Source organism: Flavitalea antarctica, from assembly GCF_054461535.1.
Window position 1 is genome coordinate 231,740 of sequence record NZ_JBTLQG010000003.1, and the last position, 18,522, is coordinate 250,261.

The window sequence follows — 18,522 nt, forward strand, 5'->3', positions numbered from 1 at the left end:
ATGGCCATAAGTGACACATTTACTCCGAAAGCTTCGAAGCAACTGCAAATCGATAGCGGCACTGCAAGTTACAAATGGCAGATGTTGGTATTGCTATGGATCGCTTTTTTCCTGAACCAGGCGGACAGACAGATTTTTAGCGTGGTATTACCCTTGATAAAAGCGGATCTGAAACTTACCGACTCGGAGTTGGGTTTAATTGCCTCTTCGCTTGTATGGACCTATGGGTTGCTTGTTCCGGTTGCAGGATTCATCGGTGACAGGTTTAGCAGGAAAACGATCATCGGTTCCAGCCTGTTCTTCTGGAGCTTTGCAACACTTGCAACGGGCATCAGCAGTACCCTTACCCAGTTTGTATTATTAAGAGGTGTTGCCACGGGTGGAGGGGAGGCCTTCTATGCGCCCGCAGCAAACGCGCTGATCAGCGAGGAGCATAAGAAAAGACGCTCACTGGCGCTGGCTATACATCAAAGCGCTGTTTATTTCGGAATTATACTTAGCGGTCTCATCGCGGGTTATATAGCAGAACAGTATGGGTGGAGAAACGCGTTTTATCTTTTTGGAGGCTTTGGAATAATTATTTCGGTAGTCATTTTCTTAAGGCTGAAAAAAGACAAGCCTGCTCAATCGGAAAGCAATGTCGGTATTGTTAAAACCGCCAGGCTGGTGGGAAAGACTCCAACGATTATCCTGTTAACTGCGGCCTTTGCATGTATGGTTTTTGTAAATGTAGGTTACCTCACATGGATGCCTTCACTGTTAGTTGAGAAGTTTGGAATGACCATTACGCAGGCTGGTTTTTCATCCATGTTCTATCATCATCTTGGCGCCTTTTTAGGGGTAATTATCGGCGGATACCTGGCTGATAGATTCGCTAGGGAAAAACCGGGGAACAGGTTGTTGCTTCAGTCAGTCGCCCTGTTTGGCGGTGCACCCTTCATTTATTATATCGCTATGGGTGAAACGACCACCGCCACATATATAGCTTTATTTCTTTTTGGTGTATTCCGCGGGGTGTATGACTCGAATATTTTTGCTTCTTTATTTGAAGTGGTCAACCCCGCAATCCGTTCGTCGGCTGCCGGTTTAATGTTAATGTGTGCATTTCTTGTCGGCGCTTTTGCTCCTTATATCCTGGGAATATTGAAACCAGGCCTTGGCCTGGAGACAGGCATGTCATGGCTCTGGGTTAGTTATTTCCTTGGGGGCACTTTTATTTTAATTGGGTTTTTGAGGTTCTTCCAAAAAGACAGGGCCGCTATGTTGAAACTATTAAAAGACGCATGACGTCGTCCAATCCATTATGCTAAGTGATATTCTTACGATACCTGATCTTATTTGCTGCTGGGACTTTGACCGCGTTAACCCGTTTGTCTCAAAAGGCAGGTATCCATATACGTTAGTTGAGGGCAATGGCAGGAACGAAATTACCGATGACGGAATACTTAGTGGTTCTTCGGTTATGATCAACGAAACACAATATCTGTATATCCCGAGGAATGAATGTCCTGCACTGGATATTCACGGTCGTGATGCGCAGGTCACTGTGCTTGCATGGGTCAGGCGCCAACGCAAAAGTTATTCTCAATGCGAGGCCATCGCCGGTATGTGGAATGAAACCCGGAAACAGCGGCAGTATTGTTTGTTCCTGGATATTCAACTCTACGAAAGTGCCGACCAGGTTTGCGGCCATATTTCAGGAGTAGGCGGACCAACCCCCGGTGAGAAATGGTGTATCGATGTATCGGTAGGTAAACATAAAGTCTTATACAACGAATGGAGCTTTGTAGGATTTTCTTATGATGGAAACGAAATCCGTTCCTACCTCGATGGTCGTTATGATGAACGCGAAGGCAGAAATCCTTATCCATACCCGGAAGGCATTTTCGATGGCGGCATTACCGGGTCCGACTTCACGGTTGGTGCGGTTCACAGGGGCGGTGAGATGGGTAATTTTTTTGTTGGTAAGATTGCAGGTCTGGCGGTGTTCAACCGTGCACTGAGTGCGGATGAAATACAGTTGATTCATAAACTCAATCCCATAACAAAAAATGATTCAGGTAGATAAAACATTAATAATATAACATCTAAAGCCAAAGATTATGAGTGTAGATCAGTATAAAAAAGAAATTGGAATGATGAACCTGGAGAAATTAATCGAGTCCAGGGAAGGCAAGGCTGAGGGAGAAATACCCATTCCATCAAAGGAACTGCTTTACAGATTTGAGAAACTATATACCGGTGCCATCAATGATGTGCTGAGGGAATTCTGCCTTTTGAACCAGGCGCTTCCCGGCCATATTGTTCCGCTTCGCGAATACCGGACGGTCGCAGGATTCGCCTTTACCGTAAAAAGTGCCCCAAATGCCATGATCAGCGGCGAAATGGAGTACCGGGTTCAGATGCTGGATGAACTAGGTGAAGACAATTTCGTTATCTGGGACACCACTAACGATTCGAAGGCGACGTTGTGGGGAGGTGTGATGACTGCTACAGCCAAAGGCAAAAAAGTTAAGGCTGCCTGTATTGATGGCGGGATAAGGGATACTCACCAGATCATAGAAGCTGATTTCCCGGTTTTTTATAAGTACCGCACTTCAAATGGTAGCCTTGGAAGATGTCTCATAACTCACTATCAGATCACATTACAGATTGGCGACGTGACTGTTAAACCGGGTGATATTGTCCTGGGCGATATAGACGGGGTACTGGTGGTGCCGAGAGAGATTGCTTATGAAGTGTTGATCCGGGCAGAGGAAATATATGAAAATGAAAAAAAGATCTTCAACTGGGTAAATGCCGGTGAATCCGTACAGGAGATTACAAAAAAAGGTGGATATTTCTGATCATAATCATTACGCTATCCGTTCTGATTTTATCGAAGAATGAATGTATTTGATGTAATCCGTGATGAACTCATCCGCCAGTTATCCGCCTTGTTAACCATTGAGATCAGGGCTGTCGAGGCAAAGGCCGTGTCGGGTGGATCCATCAATGCCGTTTATAAATTGCAAATTAATGACTCGACAGAGTTTTGTTGCAAGGTCAATTCAACAGGTCGGTTCCCCGGCATGTTCGAATCAGAATCGGCTGGCCTGTCTCTCATTGCCTCCCAGCATTTAATAAGGGTGCCACCAGTTGTCTTATCTACCCGGATCGGCAGCTACCAGGTGCTGGTGATGGAATGGATAGAACAAGGCTCGCAAACCAAAAAGTTCTGGCAGAACTTCGGTAAACAACTGAGCCTGCTTCACCACAGGCACTCCGATTATTTTGGTCTTGATCATGACAATTACATGGGCGCGCTTCCCCAGTCAAATTCAAAAGCTGCAGACTGGTCAGCATTTTTTTACCTCCGGCGCATTCAACCACAGATTAAACTCGCCGTCGATAAACAATTGCTCACCGCAGAACAGACGAGGCTGTTTGAAAAATTACCATCAATTCTGCCCTGCTTATTCCCTGATGCAAAGCCCTGCCTGCTCCATGGCGATCTGTGGAGCGGAAATTTTTTATGTGATAAGGAGCAAAACGCGGTACTTATTGATCCAGCTGTTTACTACGGTCACCCTGCAATCGATCTGGCGATGACGACACTTTTCGGGGGTTTTGATAAGGCGTTTTACGATAGTTATAACTATTACAATCCGCTGCCGGTAAATCATGCTGAACAATGGGATTGTTGTAATCTCTATCCATTGCTTGTTCATCTCAATCTGTTTGGCCGCAGTTATCTGAGTGATATTTTGTCCATCGTGGGCCGGTACTGATTTTGGTGACTCCGGGGGAGCAGTTACGCGTGGAAGGTCGGGTGTGTAATTTCCAGCCGGCAAAGCCGCCGCATGTTTTTGATCCTGTAATTGAAAATAAAGGATTAACTTATGGTGCGTTTTTCTCTCCCGATTAATCAATCAAACTCAGTTTATGAAGAAAACATATTTCTACCTCGTCGCATTTATTGCCGGCGTTACTGTTATTGCAGCTTTTAAAGCACCCCGGCAACAATCAGCTGCCAAAGCGGGGGCGGATGTAAAATCCATCACCGCACTGACCTTCAGTCCGGATGGCACTTTGTTCGTAGGCGACTCAAAGCTTGCAACGGTGTTTGCTGTTAAGATGAACGAAACCAAATCTGGTAAGAAAGCAGCACCAATCGAAATGAAAAACATCGATCAAAAGATCGCAGCTGCGCTTGGGACCGATGTTGCGAATATTACCATTACCGATATGGCGGTAAGTCCAGTGAGTCAGAAACTCTTTATCAGCGTTCAGAACAGCGATGGCACCCCGGTACTTTTGAAGCTGGACGGAGCGAGGCTGGAAGCAGTATCACTTAAAGACATGCCTTCAACTTCTGTTTTGCTTAATAATTCTCCGGCAGAAGATGCAAAAGATCAACGCGGCCGCCCGATGAGGATGTCGACAATCTCGGATCTTGGTTACGATGAAGGGAAGTTGCTTGTGAGCGGGTTGTCAAATCACGAGTTCAGCTCATCATTCAAAAGTATTCCCTACCCATTCACCAGCAGGCAGGATGAATCCACTCTTGAGATCTATCACGGTGCACATGGTAAATATGAAACATCTGCTCCTATCAAAACATTTACAACTGCCACAATAAATAATAAAAAATTCCTGGTTGCCAGCTACACCTGTACTCCTCTTGTTTTGTTCCCAATGGATGAATTAAAACCAGGGGCGCATGTAAAAGGAAGAACAGTCGCGGAGATGGGTAGCGGTAACACTCCAATTGATATGATCACCCTGCAAAAAGGAAGTGAATCATTTTTATTGATGGCCAATACCAGGCACCCTGTTGCTAAAGTTGACTATAAAAATCTTGCTTCTTTCCAGGGCACGTTGACCGAGCCCGTGAAAGGCACTGCCGGCGTGAACTTTACTGCAACACCAACCCTCAATGTGTTACAAATGGATAAACTTAACGGTAGCCAGGTGGTAATGATCCAAAAGCAGGCAAATGGAGACATTGACTTACGCACAACTGATGAAAGCTCATTATAATTCCCGGTTTACAAAAATGATCAGGTTAGGCGGAATGCTTAGCCTGATTTTTTTTGGCCTTTTATCGGAGTTCTCGTGTTCACAAAAGAGCAGTACCGAAATTTCATTGGTGTATGAGGGCGAAAAGGCGAAAGCTGTTGCTGTTCCACTAAATCTTCTCCAGGATGATCAACTGGATCTGATTCGCCAGGATCTGGCAGTGCGATTAAAAGATCAGCCGAATGGAATCATTGGGGAATATGACCTTTCTACTGACCGGATAATATTCACTCCGGCATTTCCTTTCACCCCGGGAAAGGCCTACGACATTTTCTATAAACAAAAGTTGTTAAAACAGATTGCGGTTCCGTTTCCTGACACTGCTGATGCCCCGAACGTAGTGAATATTTATCCATCTGTAGATACGCTCCCGGAAAATGTATTGAAACTATACCTGCAATTTTCTGCGCCTATGCGTGAGGGTGAGGCCCTGAAACATATTGCATTATTGAACAACCATGGCGATACGCTTGATGATGTTTTCCTGGACCTGCAACCAGAACTATGGAATACCGAAAGAGATGTGTTAACGATCTGGTTCGATCCAGGGAGAATAAAACGCGAGTTGATCCCGAACCGGGCTCTTGGGAACCCTTTGAAAAGCGGTGAACAATACACGATCCTTATCAAAACAGATTGGAAAGATGCCCGTGGTCTGCAGCTCAGGGAAGCTTACCGGCGAAGCTTTTTTGTCACGACGAGGGACAGTGTCTCACCTGATCCCAAAAACTGGATAATAGACGTACCGGTTTCCCGAACCAATGATCCGCTCATCATCCGGTTTCCGGAATCACTGGATTATTTCCTGTTGAAAGAAGTGATAACAGTCATTGACAAAAACGGATCCATTGTACCGGGTGTTTTGAAAATAACACCCGGGCAGCAGCAGATAACATATCATCCCGGGTCAGATTGGATGGAAGGAGATTATACTATCAGGGTAGGGACATATCTGGAGGACCTGGCAGGTAATAATATCAACAGGCTGTTTGAAGAAGATATTTCTAAACATCCAGTGGCTAAAAATGAACGTTTCCACGACATCAGGTTCAGGATAATGAAACGTAATGGAAAGACCGGCAACCGATAGGAGAAATAGTCGTATAGATATGAGACTACCATCAATGCCTGATGACCAACAAGCCACATAAATTGCTGATCATACTTACGCCCGGATTTCCGTCGGATGAAAATGATACTGCCTGTCTGCCGATGCAACAGCAGCTTGTCCTGGCTTTAAACAGGGTGCACCCTGGCTGGATCATCATGATCTTTAGCTTTCAATATCCTTTTAAATCGAAAACATATAGCTGGTATGGCAATACAGTCATAAGTTTTGGTGGAAAGAACAGGGGGCATATATGGAGGCTTTTCCTTCGTAGGAAAGTAATGCGCAAGCTCCGCCAGGTGCACGGGGAGCAACATATTGATGGCATTTTCAGTTTTTGGTTCGGCGAATGCGCGTATGTAGGAAAAAGATTCGCCGACAAGCACAACCTTAGACACTATTGCTGGTTACTTGGCCAGGATGCGCGGTCTTCAAATCCATATCCCGGTCGCATTTCAATGAGGGGAGATGAACTTGTTGCTTTATCTGACTTCCTTCAGGCCGAATTTGAGCGGAACCACGGCGTAAAGCCGGCGCGCGTTATCGTACCAGGCGTCAGGAGCGAAGCACTTAGCCTACCGCAAACCAGGGATATTGATCTCCTGGCTGCGGGTTCACTGATCCCCCTGAAGAACTTCGATTTGTTCATTGAACTCGTGTCTTCGATCCGGAAAAAATTTCCTGGCCTGAAAGCGGTGATTGTTGGTGAAGGGCCGGAGAGAAAGAGGCTTGAGCAACAGATAAAGGCGGCAGGTTTAGTGTCGACAATCTCCTTATCGGGCCAATTATCCTATACCGGGGTGTTGGAGCATATGAGACGAGCCAAAGTTTTATTGCATCCATCATCTTACGAGGGCTTCTCCGGGGTTTGCCTGGAGGCACTGCAAGCGGGGGCTCATGTCATTAGCTTTTGCAAACCAATGAATACAGACATTGATCATTGGACGATAGTGAATTCAAAAGAGCAGATGCTGGAAAGTGCGATAGCAATTCTTAAGGACCCGCAGAGTACAGTTAATACAAAGCCAGTTTATGATATTGATGAGACAGCAAAAAACATCATTGGTCTTTTTGACAAGTGATCAACTGTTCTTTTACCAGGGATGATCAACTCTTTTTCTGTTGAACGGAAATCATCAACAATTTTTTTAAATAATGATGCCTAAGTATTCTTTTTTCGTCAGTCGTTTTCAACCATACTTTTTTGAACGATTATGATCGTCTGTTTTTGTATCAGTGTTTGAATAATCCATTTACTACCTCGTTTGTTTTCCTGGCAATGGCCTCAAAGGATAATTCTTCCTGGAAATGAAGACAAACCTTTTCCTGTTGCTTTTGCCGATCAATTTTGGTTGTCTTCAGCAAAGTTTTCAGCAAGCCCTTTACATCACCAGGTTCATACAAAAAGCCAACCTCGCCATTTTTGGTCATCTTGCGGAAGGAAGCGATGTTGGTCACTACGGGAATGCATCCGCAACTCATGGCTTCTACCACCGAGATTCCGCTCCCCTCGTAATGTGAGCCTGAGATGATAAAGTCCGCTGACCTGAAATATTCTCCCAGGACATGGTGCTTTACCTTTCCGACCAGTAAGATTGCGTCCGCGCCTGTTTGTGATGCATTAATTGTTGATTCAATTTCAGGCAGCAGATCCCCATCCTGGAAAATCATTTGCAATTTCGCGGTTGGTACATATCTGAGAAACTCAATGAAGGCCGCAACCACAGTAAGGGGATCCTTGTTTCTATCTAATCTTCCCACCCATAGAAAAACTGGTGGCTTCATCACATCATAATGTCTGTAACTTCTTTCTTCATAATCCGGAAAAAAGATGGATGAACTTTGGATGATCTCAAACACCTTTTTCTCGCTTTCGATAATACGTTGTCGTATCCAGGGTTGCCCTGATTCGAAGGAAGTGAAAAAATAGGCTGATACAAATTTGTCTGCAATTTTTTGAAGAACACTTTTATAGCCATGAAATGGTTTTTCTGCGCGGTGCAGGATAATTATCCGTGTTTTTTTGCCGAGCTGGAGGCGAAGCAGGATTATCTGCAAGGGAAAGATAAATCCGTTGATGAATACAACATCAGGAGCCAGTTTTTTCATCAGCCTGTGTTTTCGAAAAGGGAAGCGGCTTATCCTGCTTTTCAAAGGGATGAACAGGTACCTTACCCCTTTATGCCTGAATTCACCGGAGTAGTCAATATGTTCAATGGCCGTTACTGTATGCGCTTTGCTGAGATGTTCAGGGATACCGGTGTAAAAGGCTATACGGTCGAGCCACGGCCCCGGTGCATTAAATTCGGGCGAACCCTGGTAGCTGGTGAATAGAAAGTGCATGTCTGCAAGTACAGTCTTTTTTCCCCGGCAATCCGGGGGTTGTCCCAACTGTTACCAGACGAAACGTTGAATTGATCTTCCGGGTTGCCAGGGTTGTGAGTTATCTGTCGGGCACATATTCCCGGGGCAGGCAACTCTCTTGCCGGGTATCCGTATTTAAATCTGACTGTCAACGCAATCATATGGCCAAAGTGTTGTTATTCAATCCAAGGAGCGCAAATAACAAACCGCGGATTCCGAATTCGATCTTAAGTATCGCTGCTTCCATTGAAGGGCAGTTTGAGTATGTAATTGTTGACGGTAATCTCGAAAGAAATCCCGCTGAAAAAATAATGGAATATCTCGCGGCGGGTAACATCAGGTATTTTGGTTGTACCACGATGCCGGGACCACAGCTGAAGCAGGCAATCCCGGTGTCAAAAAGCATCAGGAACGTTTATCCGGGGATAAAGATAGTATGGGGTGGATATTTTGCTTCGAACCAGGCCAATGTCGTGTTGAATTCCGGTTATGTGGATTTTGTGATCAATGGACCCGGTGATAAATCTTTTCCTGCCTTGCTTAACGCGCTTGAAAAAGCGGAGCCATTTGATTCCATCCCGAATTTAATTTTCAGGCTAAAAGGTGAAATCGTAAAAACACAGAAAAGTGAGCTGCTGAACCAGGATGAACTACCGCAGTTGCCCTATCATAAACTAAATACGTTCTACCCGTTGCAAAAATACCTGGGTAAGTCTTACCTGGGAACGAAAACCATTGCTTACCACTCGAGTGTTGGTTGTCCGTTTACCTGTTCTTTTTGTGCCGTGGTGCCCATTTACCAGGGGCGTTGGAAAGCTAAATCAGCCCATCTGGTTTACAACGACATCAAGCTGTTAAAAGATCGATATGGGGGTAATGCAATCGAGTTTCATGATAACAATTTTTTCGTTTCTGAAAAAAGAACCGTTGAATTTGCCAGGCTTATCAAAAAAGAGGAAATGGTTTGGTGGGGAGAGGGTAGGATCGACACTATAAATAAATATACTGATGAATCCCTCGCGCTGATGCGGGAATCGGGTTGTAAAATGATCTTTTTTGGTGCTGAGACGGGCAATGATGATATCCTCAAAGCGATGCATAAGGGTGGTACACAGTCTGCAAAACAGATCAGGGAATTTGCGGCCAGGCTCGCAAAGTTTGATATCATCCCGGAATATTCCTTTGTGCTTGGTACTCCAGCCGCCACCCCGGAACTGGTGATGAAGCAGATTGACAGAGACATTGCTTTCATCCGTGAAATCAAGTCGATCAATCCAAAAACGGAGATTGTTATATATGTCTATAGCCCGGTCGCTACGGAAGGTTCTGACATGTACAATAAAGTACTGGAAACCGGCTTTCGTTTCCCGGAGAAACTCGAGGAATGGATCAGTCCTCAATGGGAATCTTTCGATCTGAGAAAAAATCCCCTGACACCGTGGCTGACGCCTGCTATGATAGATAAGATAAAGGATTTTGAAACCGTACTTAACAGTTATTATCCCACGGTTTCAGATATCAGGTTAACATCAGCTAAACGGTTCACGATGCGGGTAGCAGCTACTTTGCGTTACCAGTTACGGCTTTATAAGAAACCCTACGAATTGAAATTGTTACAGATTTTATGGAAATACAGGCAACCTGAAATACAAGGATTCTAATGCGCAGCATTGTCAAATACCTGGTGAGTCACACTTATAAACCAGTGCTGGAAGTATATCTTTCCAGCACAAGAACTTACCGGTACCAAGGGATAGAGCTGGAAATTCCGGCAGGAGTATTCCACCCACGTTTCTTTTTTAGCACGAAATTTCTCCTAAACCAGGTAAGAAACGAAAAGTTTTCGGATCAGTCAGTATTGGAGCTTGGTGCCGGGAGTGGCCTGATCAGTATTTATGCAGCCTCCAGGGGAGGCATTGTCACGGCCACAGATATTAACCCGGTTGCGGTAAGTTGTCTCAGAAAAAACATGCATAAAAACAAGGTCATGCTTGAAGTTTTAGAAGCGGATATGTTTGCCGGCGTACCTGTGAAGCCTTACCAATTTGTTTTACTGAATCCGCCTTACTATAAAAAAGAACCCGCATCAGTTTCAGATTATGCCTGGTATTGCGGAAAAAATGGCGAGTATTTTTACAGGTTGTTTGAATCGCTCGGTCAGTATCTTGACAGCACCTCAAAAATTTTAATGGTACTCTGTGAAGGTTGTGATCTTGAAATGATCCATCATGCAGCTGCGAATAACCAATTCAAAATGGAATGCATTGCAACCGGCGATCGGTTTCTTGAAAAACATTTCATATACAATATATCATCGTTAAAATGGGTCAACTGAACAAATCATATCACGTTGGCCGTCATGAAACGGACCCGGACCGGCAAATAATGCCTCAGCTTTATATCGCTTTGAGGGAGAAGGAAAACCGGTTGGTTAATGATGAAGAATTATTGAGATTGCCGGAGGTCGACGGTCGTCATCACCATTACAAAGAATGGGAAATAAGAAGACGTTCATGCAATCTCCTTCTTCATTATGTTATGAAAAAAAAACGGGCTTTGAACATCCTGGAAATAGGTTGTGGCAATGGCTGGCTGTCAAACCGCCTATCCTCTGTGCCCGCTACAGAAGTAACCGGGCTCGACATCAATGCGGTAGAACTGGACCAGGCAAAAAGAGTGTTTGCTGATAAACGAAATCTTCACTTTATACAGGGCGATCTCAGGCAGGGAGTTCTCGGCGATAGCCGTTTTGATCTAATTGTTTTTGCTGCTTCTATCCAATACTTTCCTTCGCTGATTGAGATCATCAGCAAGGCAAAAACACTTTTAAAGACAGGTGGCGAAATATACATCACTGATTCGATGTTTTATGATCAGCAGGATCTCAAAAACGCGAAAGCGAGGTCGGCTACTTACTTTGATTCCATTGGTTTCCCGGAAATGTCGAATTGGTATTTTCATCATTCGATCACAGCGCTGGATTGTTTCAATTATAAGATTTTGTACCGGCCGGGAACCTTCATGAGTAGGTTTTTTAAGCATAATGATCCCTTTCACAGGATCCTCATCAAACCTGGTAACCTGTGAAACAGTCGATATATCATACGCTGAAACGATATCATACCTTACGCACGCATCGGGTAAGTGCATTACCTATTGCTATCCTGATGCCACATAGTTCCTGCAATTGCCGCTGCCGCATGTGCGATATATGGAAAGGTAATCAGCATCTTAAACAGCTAACGAAAGACGATATCATTCCATTGCTGAAAAGTTTCCGGGAGCTGGGTACCAAACAAATAGTGATGTCCGGCGGGGAAGCTTTGTTACACGAAGGCTTTTTTGAACTATGTGAAATATTAAAAAAGGAAAACCTCAAAATTACTTTGCTTTCCACAGGGTTGTTGCTAAAGAAACATGCTGCCCGGCTTTTGCAACTGGTTGACGACATTATTATTTCTTTGGATGGAACGGAAAAGATCCATGATTCCATTCGTGAAGTCAATGGCGCTTTCAATAAACTGACTGAAGGAATAGCCGTTCTCAAATCGAAAGATAAGTCTTACCGGATCACTGCACGAACGGTGATCCACGGTTTAAATTATCAGGCGTGGGCAGGCATCATTGAATCTGCTTCAGATATCGGGATTGACCAGATCAGTTTTTTGCCGGCGGATCTCACCAGTCATGCATTTAACAGGGAGGTACCATGGACCCGTGAACGGCAATCGGAAATTGCCATCAACCGGGAGGAGTTGCCAGTACTGAAAGCTATAATCGAAAGCCTGTCGCCCCGTTTCGAGAAACAATTCAGGAATAGGTTTATTGCGGAGTCTCCGGCCAAATTGATGAACATATACCGGTACTATGCGGCCGGATACGGGTTGGAAGATTATCCCTATAAACAGTGTAATGCACCCTGGGTCTCGACGGTGATTGAGCCGGATGGTGGAGTGAAACCCTGTTTTTTTCACAAGACGATTGGAAACATCAGGGACAATGATTTGCAGAACATCCTGAACGGTAATGTTGGTTTGAATTTTCGGAAAAAACTGGATATGGATCACGACCCTGTTTGCAAAAAATGTGTCTGTTCCCTGAATCTTCCACCACGGGTTAATCCGGCCCGGATGTAGAATGTCATAATTAAAAAGAAGTGATGAAAATAGTTATTACGCACTCATATTTTCTGCGCCTTGATGCAAAGCAGTGGCAGATCGGGCGGCCATATCCGCCACTCGGAACATTGTATGCGGCTTCCTCACTTAGATCGGCAAATCATGATGTAACCTTTGTTGACAGCATGTTTTTCCATTCACCCAAGGACATTATTCCGGCACTTGAAGCCGGCCCGGATCTACTTGTGATCTATGATGACGGCTTCAATTACCTCACAAAAATGTGCCTTACCAATATGCGTGAAGCCGCCTTTGCTATGATCGGGTTAGCTGTTTCGGCAGGTGTCAGAGTAATAGTTTCGAGTTCGGATTCTACAGATCATTACCAGCAATACCTGGAGGCCGGCGCCGATTTTATTATCCTGGGTGAGGGTGAAGCAACCCTGCTCGAACTCGTTAGTATGGCCGGTTCAAAGAACTCGGATCCAGGCAACATAGCTGGACTTGCTTTTATACAAAATGAACGCATAGTCAAAACACCACCACGTGCGGTGATCCGAAACCTTGATTTGCTACCACTGCCCGCCTGGTCCCTGCTGGATATTGATCCATATAAAGATTCCTGGAACAGAACCGCAGGTTATTTTTCCATCAATGTCGGTACAACCAGGGGCTGTCCCTATAAATGCAATTGGTGTGCGAAGCCGATTTATGGCAACAGGTATAATGCAAGAACCCCGGCAAATGTATTATTGGAGCTCATAGACATTAAGACAAGATTCGGCCTTGATCATGTGTGGTTCTGTGATGATATTTTTGGGTTGAAACCGGGGTGGGTAGAAGAGTTTGCCGATGTAGTGGAGGCAGCACAAATAACATTCAGGTTTAAAATTCAATCGAGGGCAGATCTGCTTGCTGACGAAGCCTATGTAAAAGCGCTAGCCAGGGCAGGATGTGAAGAGGTCTGGATGGGTGCGGAAAGCGGGTCACAGAAAATACTTGACGCCATGGATAAGGGGATCCAGGTCAGCCAGATCAGGGCAGCTACTGCGCTGCTTAAAGCCAATAACATCAAACCATGCTTTTTTATTCAATTCGGATATCCGGGTGAAACAAGAGAAGACATTGAACTCACGATTAAAATGATCAACAGCTTACTGCCTCATGAGATAGGTATTTCTGTGTCTTACCCGCTGCCTGGAACGTTATTTTACGAAAAGGTGAAGACTGAACTGAAAGAAAAGTCCAACTGGACAGACTCTGATGAAATGGCACTTATGTTCCGGAATACATATTCGCCTTCATTTTACAAACAGCTTCATCATTACGTGCATAAAAATTACAGGAAACATCTTGCCATTGAAAACCTCCGCTCATTGATCAGGAAACCTTTGAGTGCGAACCGCAAAATGACGCGTAAGGCGCTTTCGTTTTTTTATCTTTTACCTGCCGTATATCTTTCAGAAACAGCATTAAGAAAACTTGAAAAATAATGAACCTCCTTCAGGATATCAATGAGGAAAATGTCCAGGCAGCGTTTACAGCACAGTCGGTTTTGTTCGACAAGTTGTATGGTATGGATCCGATGATTGCTTATAAAAGGTCAAGAGTGCGCAAACATATATCTGGCTACCTGCAAAAGGGCAGCCACATGCTGGAGCTGAACTGCGGTACCGGAGAAGATGCCTTATATTTTGCAAAGCTGGGCTTTACAGTCCATGCAACGGACGTGTCGGCGGGTATGTTGGATGAAGTAATTTCTAAGAAATCAGGTACTCCTTTAGATGAAGCTATCACCACAGAGCAATGTTCATTTACAAATCTCGCATCGTTAAAACGCAAAGGCCCTTATGATTATGTCTATTCAAATTTCGGTGGTTTGAATTGTACCGGTAAACTCGGTAACGTGCTGACTGAGCTGGTACCACTGGTGGCTCCGGGTGGGTTTCTTACCCTTGTAATAATTTCTAAGTTTTGTTTATGGGAAAGCATGCTGATTTTTAAAGGCAGATTCCGTACAGCTTTCAGAAGATTCTTTAGTGCAAATGGCAGGCAGGCCAATGTGGAAGGGAACAGGTTCAAATGCTGGTATTACAGCCCTTCTGATGTGAGCGGGTTGTTAAAAGACCAATTCGTTTGTATTGCAACGGAAGGTTTATGCACCATCGTGCCCCCTTCATATATCGCTGGATTTCCAGAAAAATATCCTCGCCTGTTTGATTATTTATGCAGGCAGGAGAATAAGTGGAAGACGTCTTTGCCATGGAAATATATTGGCGACTATTTTATCATTACGCTGCAAAAGAAAAAATAGCCCCAATGAATTGCTGCTAGATATTCAGAATGTTCGATCCGGATTGTTCTTCGAACTGCCTGTAGAGTGCATAAAGTCTGATTTCGTATCGTTCAAGCAATTTGACCTGGAAGTTAGCGGGTAGCGGTTTTGCATAGTGCTTGCCCGCATCCATGCCCATAACATTACCATTTTTGTTTAATTTCTTTCGCCTTGTTTTCTCTGCCCATTTGTTTGCAGTGATCTTCATGAGGAGGGTGTCCAGATAATTTCCTGCTGCGTTATTAAAAAAGAATTCAATAAATTTTTTAACAAGTGAGTCTTTATTTGCTTTCACATAAGTGATATGCATATTATGGTTAGGCAGATACTGACTTACCCATTTGTTGTGTTGAAAGAAAAGTCCAAAAGTTTCTATGCCTCTCAGGGGCATTAAAGTAGCCACTTCTATTGCAGTGTAAACATTCTGTTCTTTGATCCTGAGCATCTCATGATCAATATAATAATTCATGCAGAAGTAATGCTGCTTTCCCACAAGGAACGTGAGTTTTTTGAAGAGGTGCATGAAGGTCCTTGCCAGCCAGAGCCGGTTTGATTTGGTGATGATGAAAAAGTCGATATCTGAGTTTTCATCGGCGAAATTCTTTGACAAAGAACCGGATACTGCTACACCACTTACAAAAGGAAAGCCTGCAAGGAAGGAGGCAATCTTATCAGCCGTAACCAGCTGTTGACGGGCCTTTATATTGCCATTTTTTCTTCTTGTTGCAAGGGCCGGGTTATTATGCAATGCATAAAAATCATCCAGTTTAAATATTGATCCTTCCTGTTCAAGTTCGAGTAATGGAAGTGCAATCTCCTGTACACTGCAATCAATGCTTAGAAACTTTACTATCTCAATCGGGGTTAATGGATAACTGAACAAATCGAAATAGGAGAGCGTAGCTAATATTTCTTTTTTAACGCACAAATCTGGGAGGGGGTTTGATAATTAATACGACGGTTGACCTGAGGTGGTTGCCCTGCTGAATTAATTTCAAGACGGCGAATTCCTAAACAACATCCGGTCGTTGACAATTGAAAAGATAGTACGGGGGTATGAGAACAATAAGATTGATACAATAAACAACACAACGATTATACCAGTGTAGATTAAAGTGTCAACAACCGAAATAGAGTGTACCGGGTCTGGCGACGTATAGTAGCATACAAGATCGGCAGTGGTATTTGAGCTGCTGATTCACCTAGATCAGCGGACAAGATTGAACAAGATTTTTGTGCAGACAACGTAGATCAGCGTGCAAGATTGAACAAGGTTTTTGTGCAGACAACTTAGGTCAGCGTACAAGATTGGGGAGGTTGTTTCTTCTGTTAGATAAAGGAGATCTGAGCAACAAGACCGGCAAGAGTACTTGTTCTGTGTAACAACGTTTCCCGGGATAAACTGAGATGGAAAATGAGTAAGACAGGGTAAAAAAATATTTAGCAGGTAGATTGACCTGTTCAATTAACTGAATCACTGCAACAAAAAGAACGAAGGAAAAATAAAAAAGCAGGTGCAAGGCCATTCAAAACAGCCTGCACCTGTTCTTTTCTACGTGGTCAAATTATCTGCAATCTTATTAATTGACGAGCGCTCATCACCCGACAAGCGCTCATCACCTCACAAGCGCTCATCACCCGACAAGCGCTTATCACTCTGCTACCAATCGTGATTTAATGCCTGGCATTGACCGACAAGCATTCATCACTCTGCAACCAATCGTCACTTAATGCCCGATATTACCCGACAAGCACTCATCACTCTGCAACCAATCGTTACTTAATACTCTTTTGCGAATGCTAATCGCAAAATCGGCGTTCATCTCCTTAGTAACATTAATGCGTCTATTAACATTTATCCGTTGATGACATTCATCCATTGATCAACACTCATTACTTAATGGACGCTGATCGCTAACGAATGCTTACCATTCTATCTGGCCCCTGATTTCGCCACCCGGGTTCGTTGAGGTATGAATGTTCACATAATAGAATCCGGCCAGTAAACTATCTTCTTTCAGTTTGACACCGTCAACCAAAACCTTATCAGAGAAAGTGCCAGCCTGTGTTTTTGGAAAAATTGAAAAGAAATCATACTTGATGCCCGCATTTGCCCCTTTAGCAGCCGGTCCGTGTATATGTGCACCTGATGGTACGGCCGTCAGTGCCTGGTAAACCACGGTGAACGAGAGCATTTTTGTTGACTTATCATAGGAGACATCAAGAGTACCGCTTGCCGGGCTCGTTTTGGCCGGAACTTCCTGCGCACCAGTCACCGGCAGGCCTGTTTTGGTAACGATGTTCGGATTTTTTTCGTCATCGTCGTCTTTGTCGCAGGCAGTCAACGAAGACAGGAAGAGGCAAGTTGCTAACAGTAAATAGGCTTTTGATTTCATGCTAAAAATTTTATAGGTTATAACCCAGGAAGATAAAACGGAGTTATGTTGCAGCAGGTTGCCTTGTTTTTGAGTAATTATATATAATGTGTCCGACCGGTCATCATTTTAAATCCAATAATGAATCTTAAGTTGCAAGACTTCCCGTAAATTGTTATTTTACAACCTAATGTAGCAGTTTGACCCGTGCCCTGACGAAGGATACGATCGTTACCTTATAAATTTACAGATGCTCGCAGTCACCATTTTAGGAAATAACTCCGCCTTGCCGGCTTACGACCGGCATCCGACGGCCCAGCTTGTAACGCTGGATGATCAGTTATTTCTTGTCGATTGCGGAGAGGGTACACAGGTTCAACTTTCAAAATACCGGATACGGTGGGGGAGGATTAATTACATCTTCATTTCTCATCTGCACGGAGATCATTATTTTGGATTGCCTGGTTTTCTCAACAGCATGGGTTTGTTACAAAGAGAGCACGAACTGCATCTGTTTGCACCGGCGCCGCTTAAAGCAATACTTGAGCTGCAATTCAAGGCTGCAAACACAGTTCTTCCCTACCAGCTTCATTTTCATCCGCTCGAAAAAAGTGGTATTCTGATAAAAAATGACAAGTTCCAGGTTGAAGCTTTCGCCACCAAACACCGCGTTGAATGTTACGGTTTCCGCTTTCAGCAGGTGAAAGCACCAAGAAGGGTAAATCCTGAAAAAGCGGTGCTACATGGAATCCCCGCGATCTTTTATGACCGGCTCAAACTCGGCGAAAATTATATTACCAAAGACGGGCGTGTGATTTTTAATGAAACAGTTACTGAAGAAGCTCCGCGGCCTAAGTCTTATGCTTACTGTGCCGATACCCTTTATGATGAGGACCTGATCGATAAGGTCAGAAATGTGGATCTGCTTTACCACGAAACCACTTACCTGAAAGACCTCGCCGAGAGGGCCTATACCCGGTTTCATTCTACCACATGGCAAGCGGCAACAATTGCGAAAAAAGCAAAAGTGAGACGTTTACTTATCGGCCATTTCAGTTCTAAATACGATAAACTCGATATATTTCAACAGGAAGCGAGGGAGATCTTTGAAGACACAGATCTTGCGATTGAAGGAGTTACCTTCAGGGTGCCCTGACGGAA

General features: G+C 44.2%; 17 protein-coding genes. 14 read left to right on the forward strand and 3 right to left on the reverse strand.

All coding sequences use genetic code 11. From position 1 onward, the window contains the following. The 7 genes from ACX0G7_RS05370 (at position 1) to ACX0G7_RS05400 (ending at position 7,251) form a co-directional block, all read left to right on the forward strand. A complete protein-coding gene (locus ACX0G7_RS05370; protein WP_458922400.1) occupies positions 1 to 1,287 on the forward strand; it encodes an MFS transporter in 1,287 nt (428 codons plus the stop codon). Between the two features lie 16 nt (positions 1,288 to 1,303). Further along, positions 1,304 to 2,068 carry a LamG-like jellyroll fold domain-containing protein gene (locus tag ACX0G7_RS05375; protein ID WP_458922401.1) on the forward strand — a complete coding sequence of 255 codons (765 nt, stop codon included), beginning with the start codon at positions 1,304 to 1,306 and terminating at the stop codon, positions 2,066 to 2,068. A 34-nt stretch (positions 2,069 to 2,102) separates the two neighbouring features. Further along, entirely contained in the window at positions 2,103 to 2,846 is a 744-nt protein-coding gene (locus ACX0G7_RS05380) for an RraA family protein (protein ID WP_458922402.1), read from the forward strand. 39 nt (positions 2,847 to 2,885) lie between these two features. Continuing rightward, positions 2,886 to 3,770 carry a fructosamine kinase family protein gene (locus ACX0G7_RS05385; RefSeq protein ID WP_458922403.1) on the forward strand — a complete coding sequence of 295 codons (885 nt, stop codon included), beginning with the start codon at positions 2,886 to 2,888 and terminating at the stop codon, positions 3,768 to 3,770. Positions 3,771 to 3,924: 154 nt separating this feature from the next. Further along, positions 3,925 to 5,022, forward strand: a complete 1,098-nt coding sequence (locus tag ACX0G7_RS05390; RefSeq protein ID WP_458922404.1) for a hypothetical protein — start codon at positions 3,925 to 3,927, stop codon at positions 5,020 to 5,022. Then, a complete protein-coding gene (locus ACX0G7_RS05395) occupies positions 4,979 to 6,151 on the forward strand; it encodes an Ig-like domain-containing domain (protein ID WP_458922405.1) in 1,173 nt (390 codons plus the stop codon). Before ACX0G7_RS05390 ends, ACX0G7_RS05395 begins: the two co-directional genes overlap by 44 nt. Positions 6,152 to 6,192: 41 nt before the next feature. Beyond that, positions 6,193 to 7,251 carry a glycosyltransferase family 4 protein gene (locus tag ACX0G7_RS05400; RefSeq protein ID WP_458922406.1) on the forward strand — a complete coding sequence of 353 codons (1,059 nt, stop codon included), beginning with the start codon at positions 6,193 to 6,195 and terminating at the stop codon, positions 7,249 to 7,251. Between the two features lie 151 nt (positions 7,252 to 7,402). On the opposite strand, the gene ACX0G7_RS05405 is transcribed toward ACX0G7_RS05400, so the two are convergent. After that, positions 7,403 to 8,512: a glycosyltransferase family 4 protein gene (locus ACX0G7_RS05405; protein WP_458922407.1), complete on the reverse strand. Its 1,110-nt coding sequence runs from the start codon at positions 8,510 to 8,512 to the stop codon at positions 7,403 to 7,405. 182 nt (positions 8,513 to 8,694) lie between these two features. On the opposite strand from ACX0G7_RS05405, the gene ACX0G7_RS05410 reads away from it, so the two are divergent. The 6 genes from ACX0G7_RS05410 to ACX0G7_RS05435 are packed head-to-tail and all read left to right on the forward strand — an operon-like array spanning position 8,695 to position 14,965. Then, on the forward strand, positions 8,695 to 10,194 hold the full coding sequence (locus ACX0G7_RS05410) for a B12-binding domain-containing radical SAM protein (RefSeq protein ID WP_458922408.1): 1,500 nt from the start codon (positions 8,695 to 8,697) through the stop codon (positions 10,192 to 10,194). Then, positions 10,194 to 10,868 carry a HemK2/MTQ2 family protein methyltransferase gene (locus ACX0G7_RS05415; protein WP_458922409.1) on the forward strand — a complete coding sequence of 225 codons (675 nt, stop codon included), beginning with the start codon at positions 10,194 to 10,196 and terminating at the stop codon, positions 10,866 to 10,868. The genes ACX0G7_RS05410 and ACX0G7_RS05415 overlap by 1 nt, the downstream gene beginning before the upstream one ends. Before the next feature lie 50 nt (positions 10,869 to 10,918). Next, positions 10,919 to 11,620, forward strand: a complete 702-nt coding sequence (locus tag ACX0G7_RS05420; RefSeq protein WP_458922410.1) for a class I SAM-dependent methyltransferase — start codon at positions 10,919 to 10,921, stop codon at positions 11,618 to 11,620. Then, positions 11,617 to 12,669: a radical SAM protein gene (locus tag ACX0G7_RS05425; protein ID WP_458922411.1), complete on the forward strand. Its 1,053-nt coding sequence runs from the start codon at positions 11,617 to 11,619 to the stop codon at positions 12,667 to 12,669. The genes ACX0G7_RS05420 and ACX0G7_RS05425 overlap by 4 nt, the downstream gene beginning before the upstream one ends. A 23-nt stretch (positions 12,670 to 12,692) precedes the next feature. After that, positions 12,693 to 14,144, forward strand: a complete 1,452-nt coding sequence (locus tag ACX0G7_RS05430) for a B12-binding domain-containing radical SAM protein (protein WP_458922412.1) — start codon at positions 12,693 to 12,695, stop codon at positions 14,142 to 14,144. Next, a complete protein-coding gene (locus ACX0G7_RS05435) occupies positions 14,144 to 14,965 on the forward strand; it encodes a class I SAM-dependent methyltransferase (protein ID WP_458922413.1) in 822 nt (273 codons plus the stop codon). The genes ACX0G7_RS05430 and ACX0G7_RS05435 overlap by 1 nt, the downstream gene beginning before the upstream one ends. A 16-nt stretch (positions 14,966 to 14,981) precedes the next feature. On the opposite strand, the gene ACX0G7_RS05440 is transcribed toward ACX0G7_RS05435, so the two are convergent. Both ACX0G7_RS05440 and ACX0G7_RS05445 read right to left on the reverse strand, forming a co-directional pair. Further along, positions 14,982 to 15,914, reverse strand: a complete 933-nt coding sequence (locus ACX0G7_RS05440) for a nucleotidyltransferase domain-containing protein (protein ID WP_458922414.1) — start codon at positions 15,912 to 15,914, stop codon at positions 14,982 to 14,984. 997 nt (positions 15,915 to 16,911) lie between these two features. Next, positions 16,912 to 17,382 (reverse strand): CHRD domain-containing protein, encoded by a 471-nt coding sequence (locus ACX0G7_RS05445; RefSeq protein ID WP_458922415.1) that lies wholly within the window; start codon positions 17,380 to 17,382, stop codon positions 16,912 to 16,914. 229 nt (positions 17,383 to 17,611) lie between these two features. On the opposite strand from ACX0G7_RS05445, the gene ACX0G7_RS05450 reads away from it, so the two are divergent. Next, positions 17,612 to 18,517: a ribonuclease Z gene (locus ACX0G7_RS05450; protein ID WP_458922416.1), complete on the forward strand. Its 906-nt coding sequence runs from the start codon at positions 17,612 to 17,614 to the stop codon at positions 18,515 to 18,517. The last annotated feature ends 5 nt before the right edge of the window (positions 18,518 to 18,522 follow it).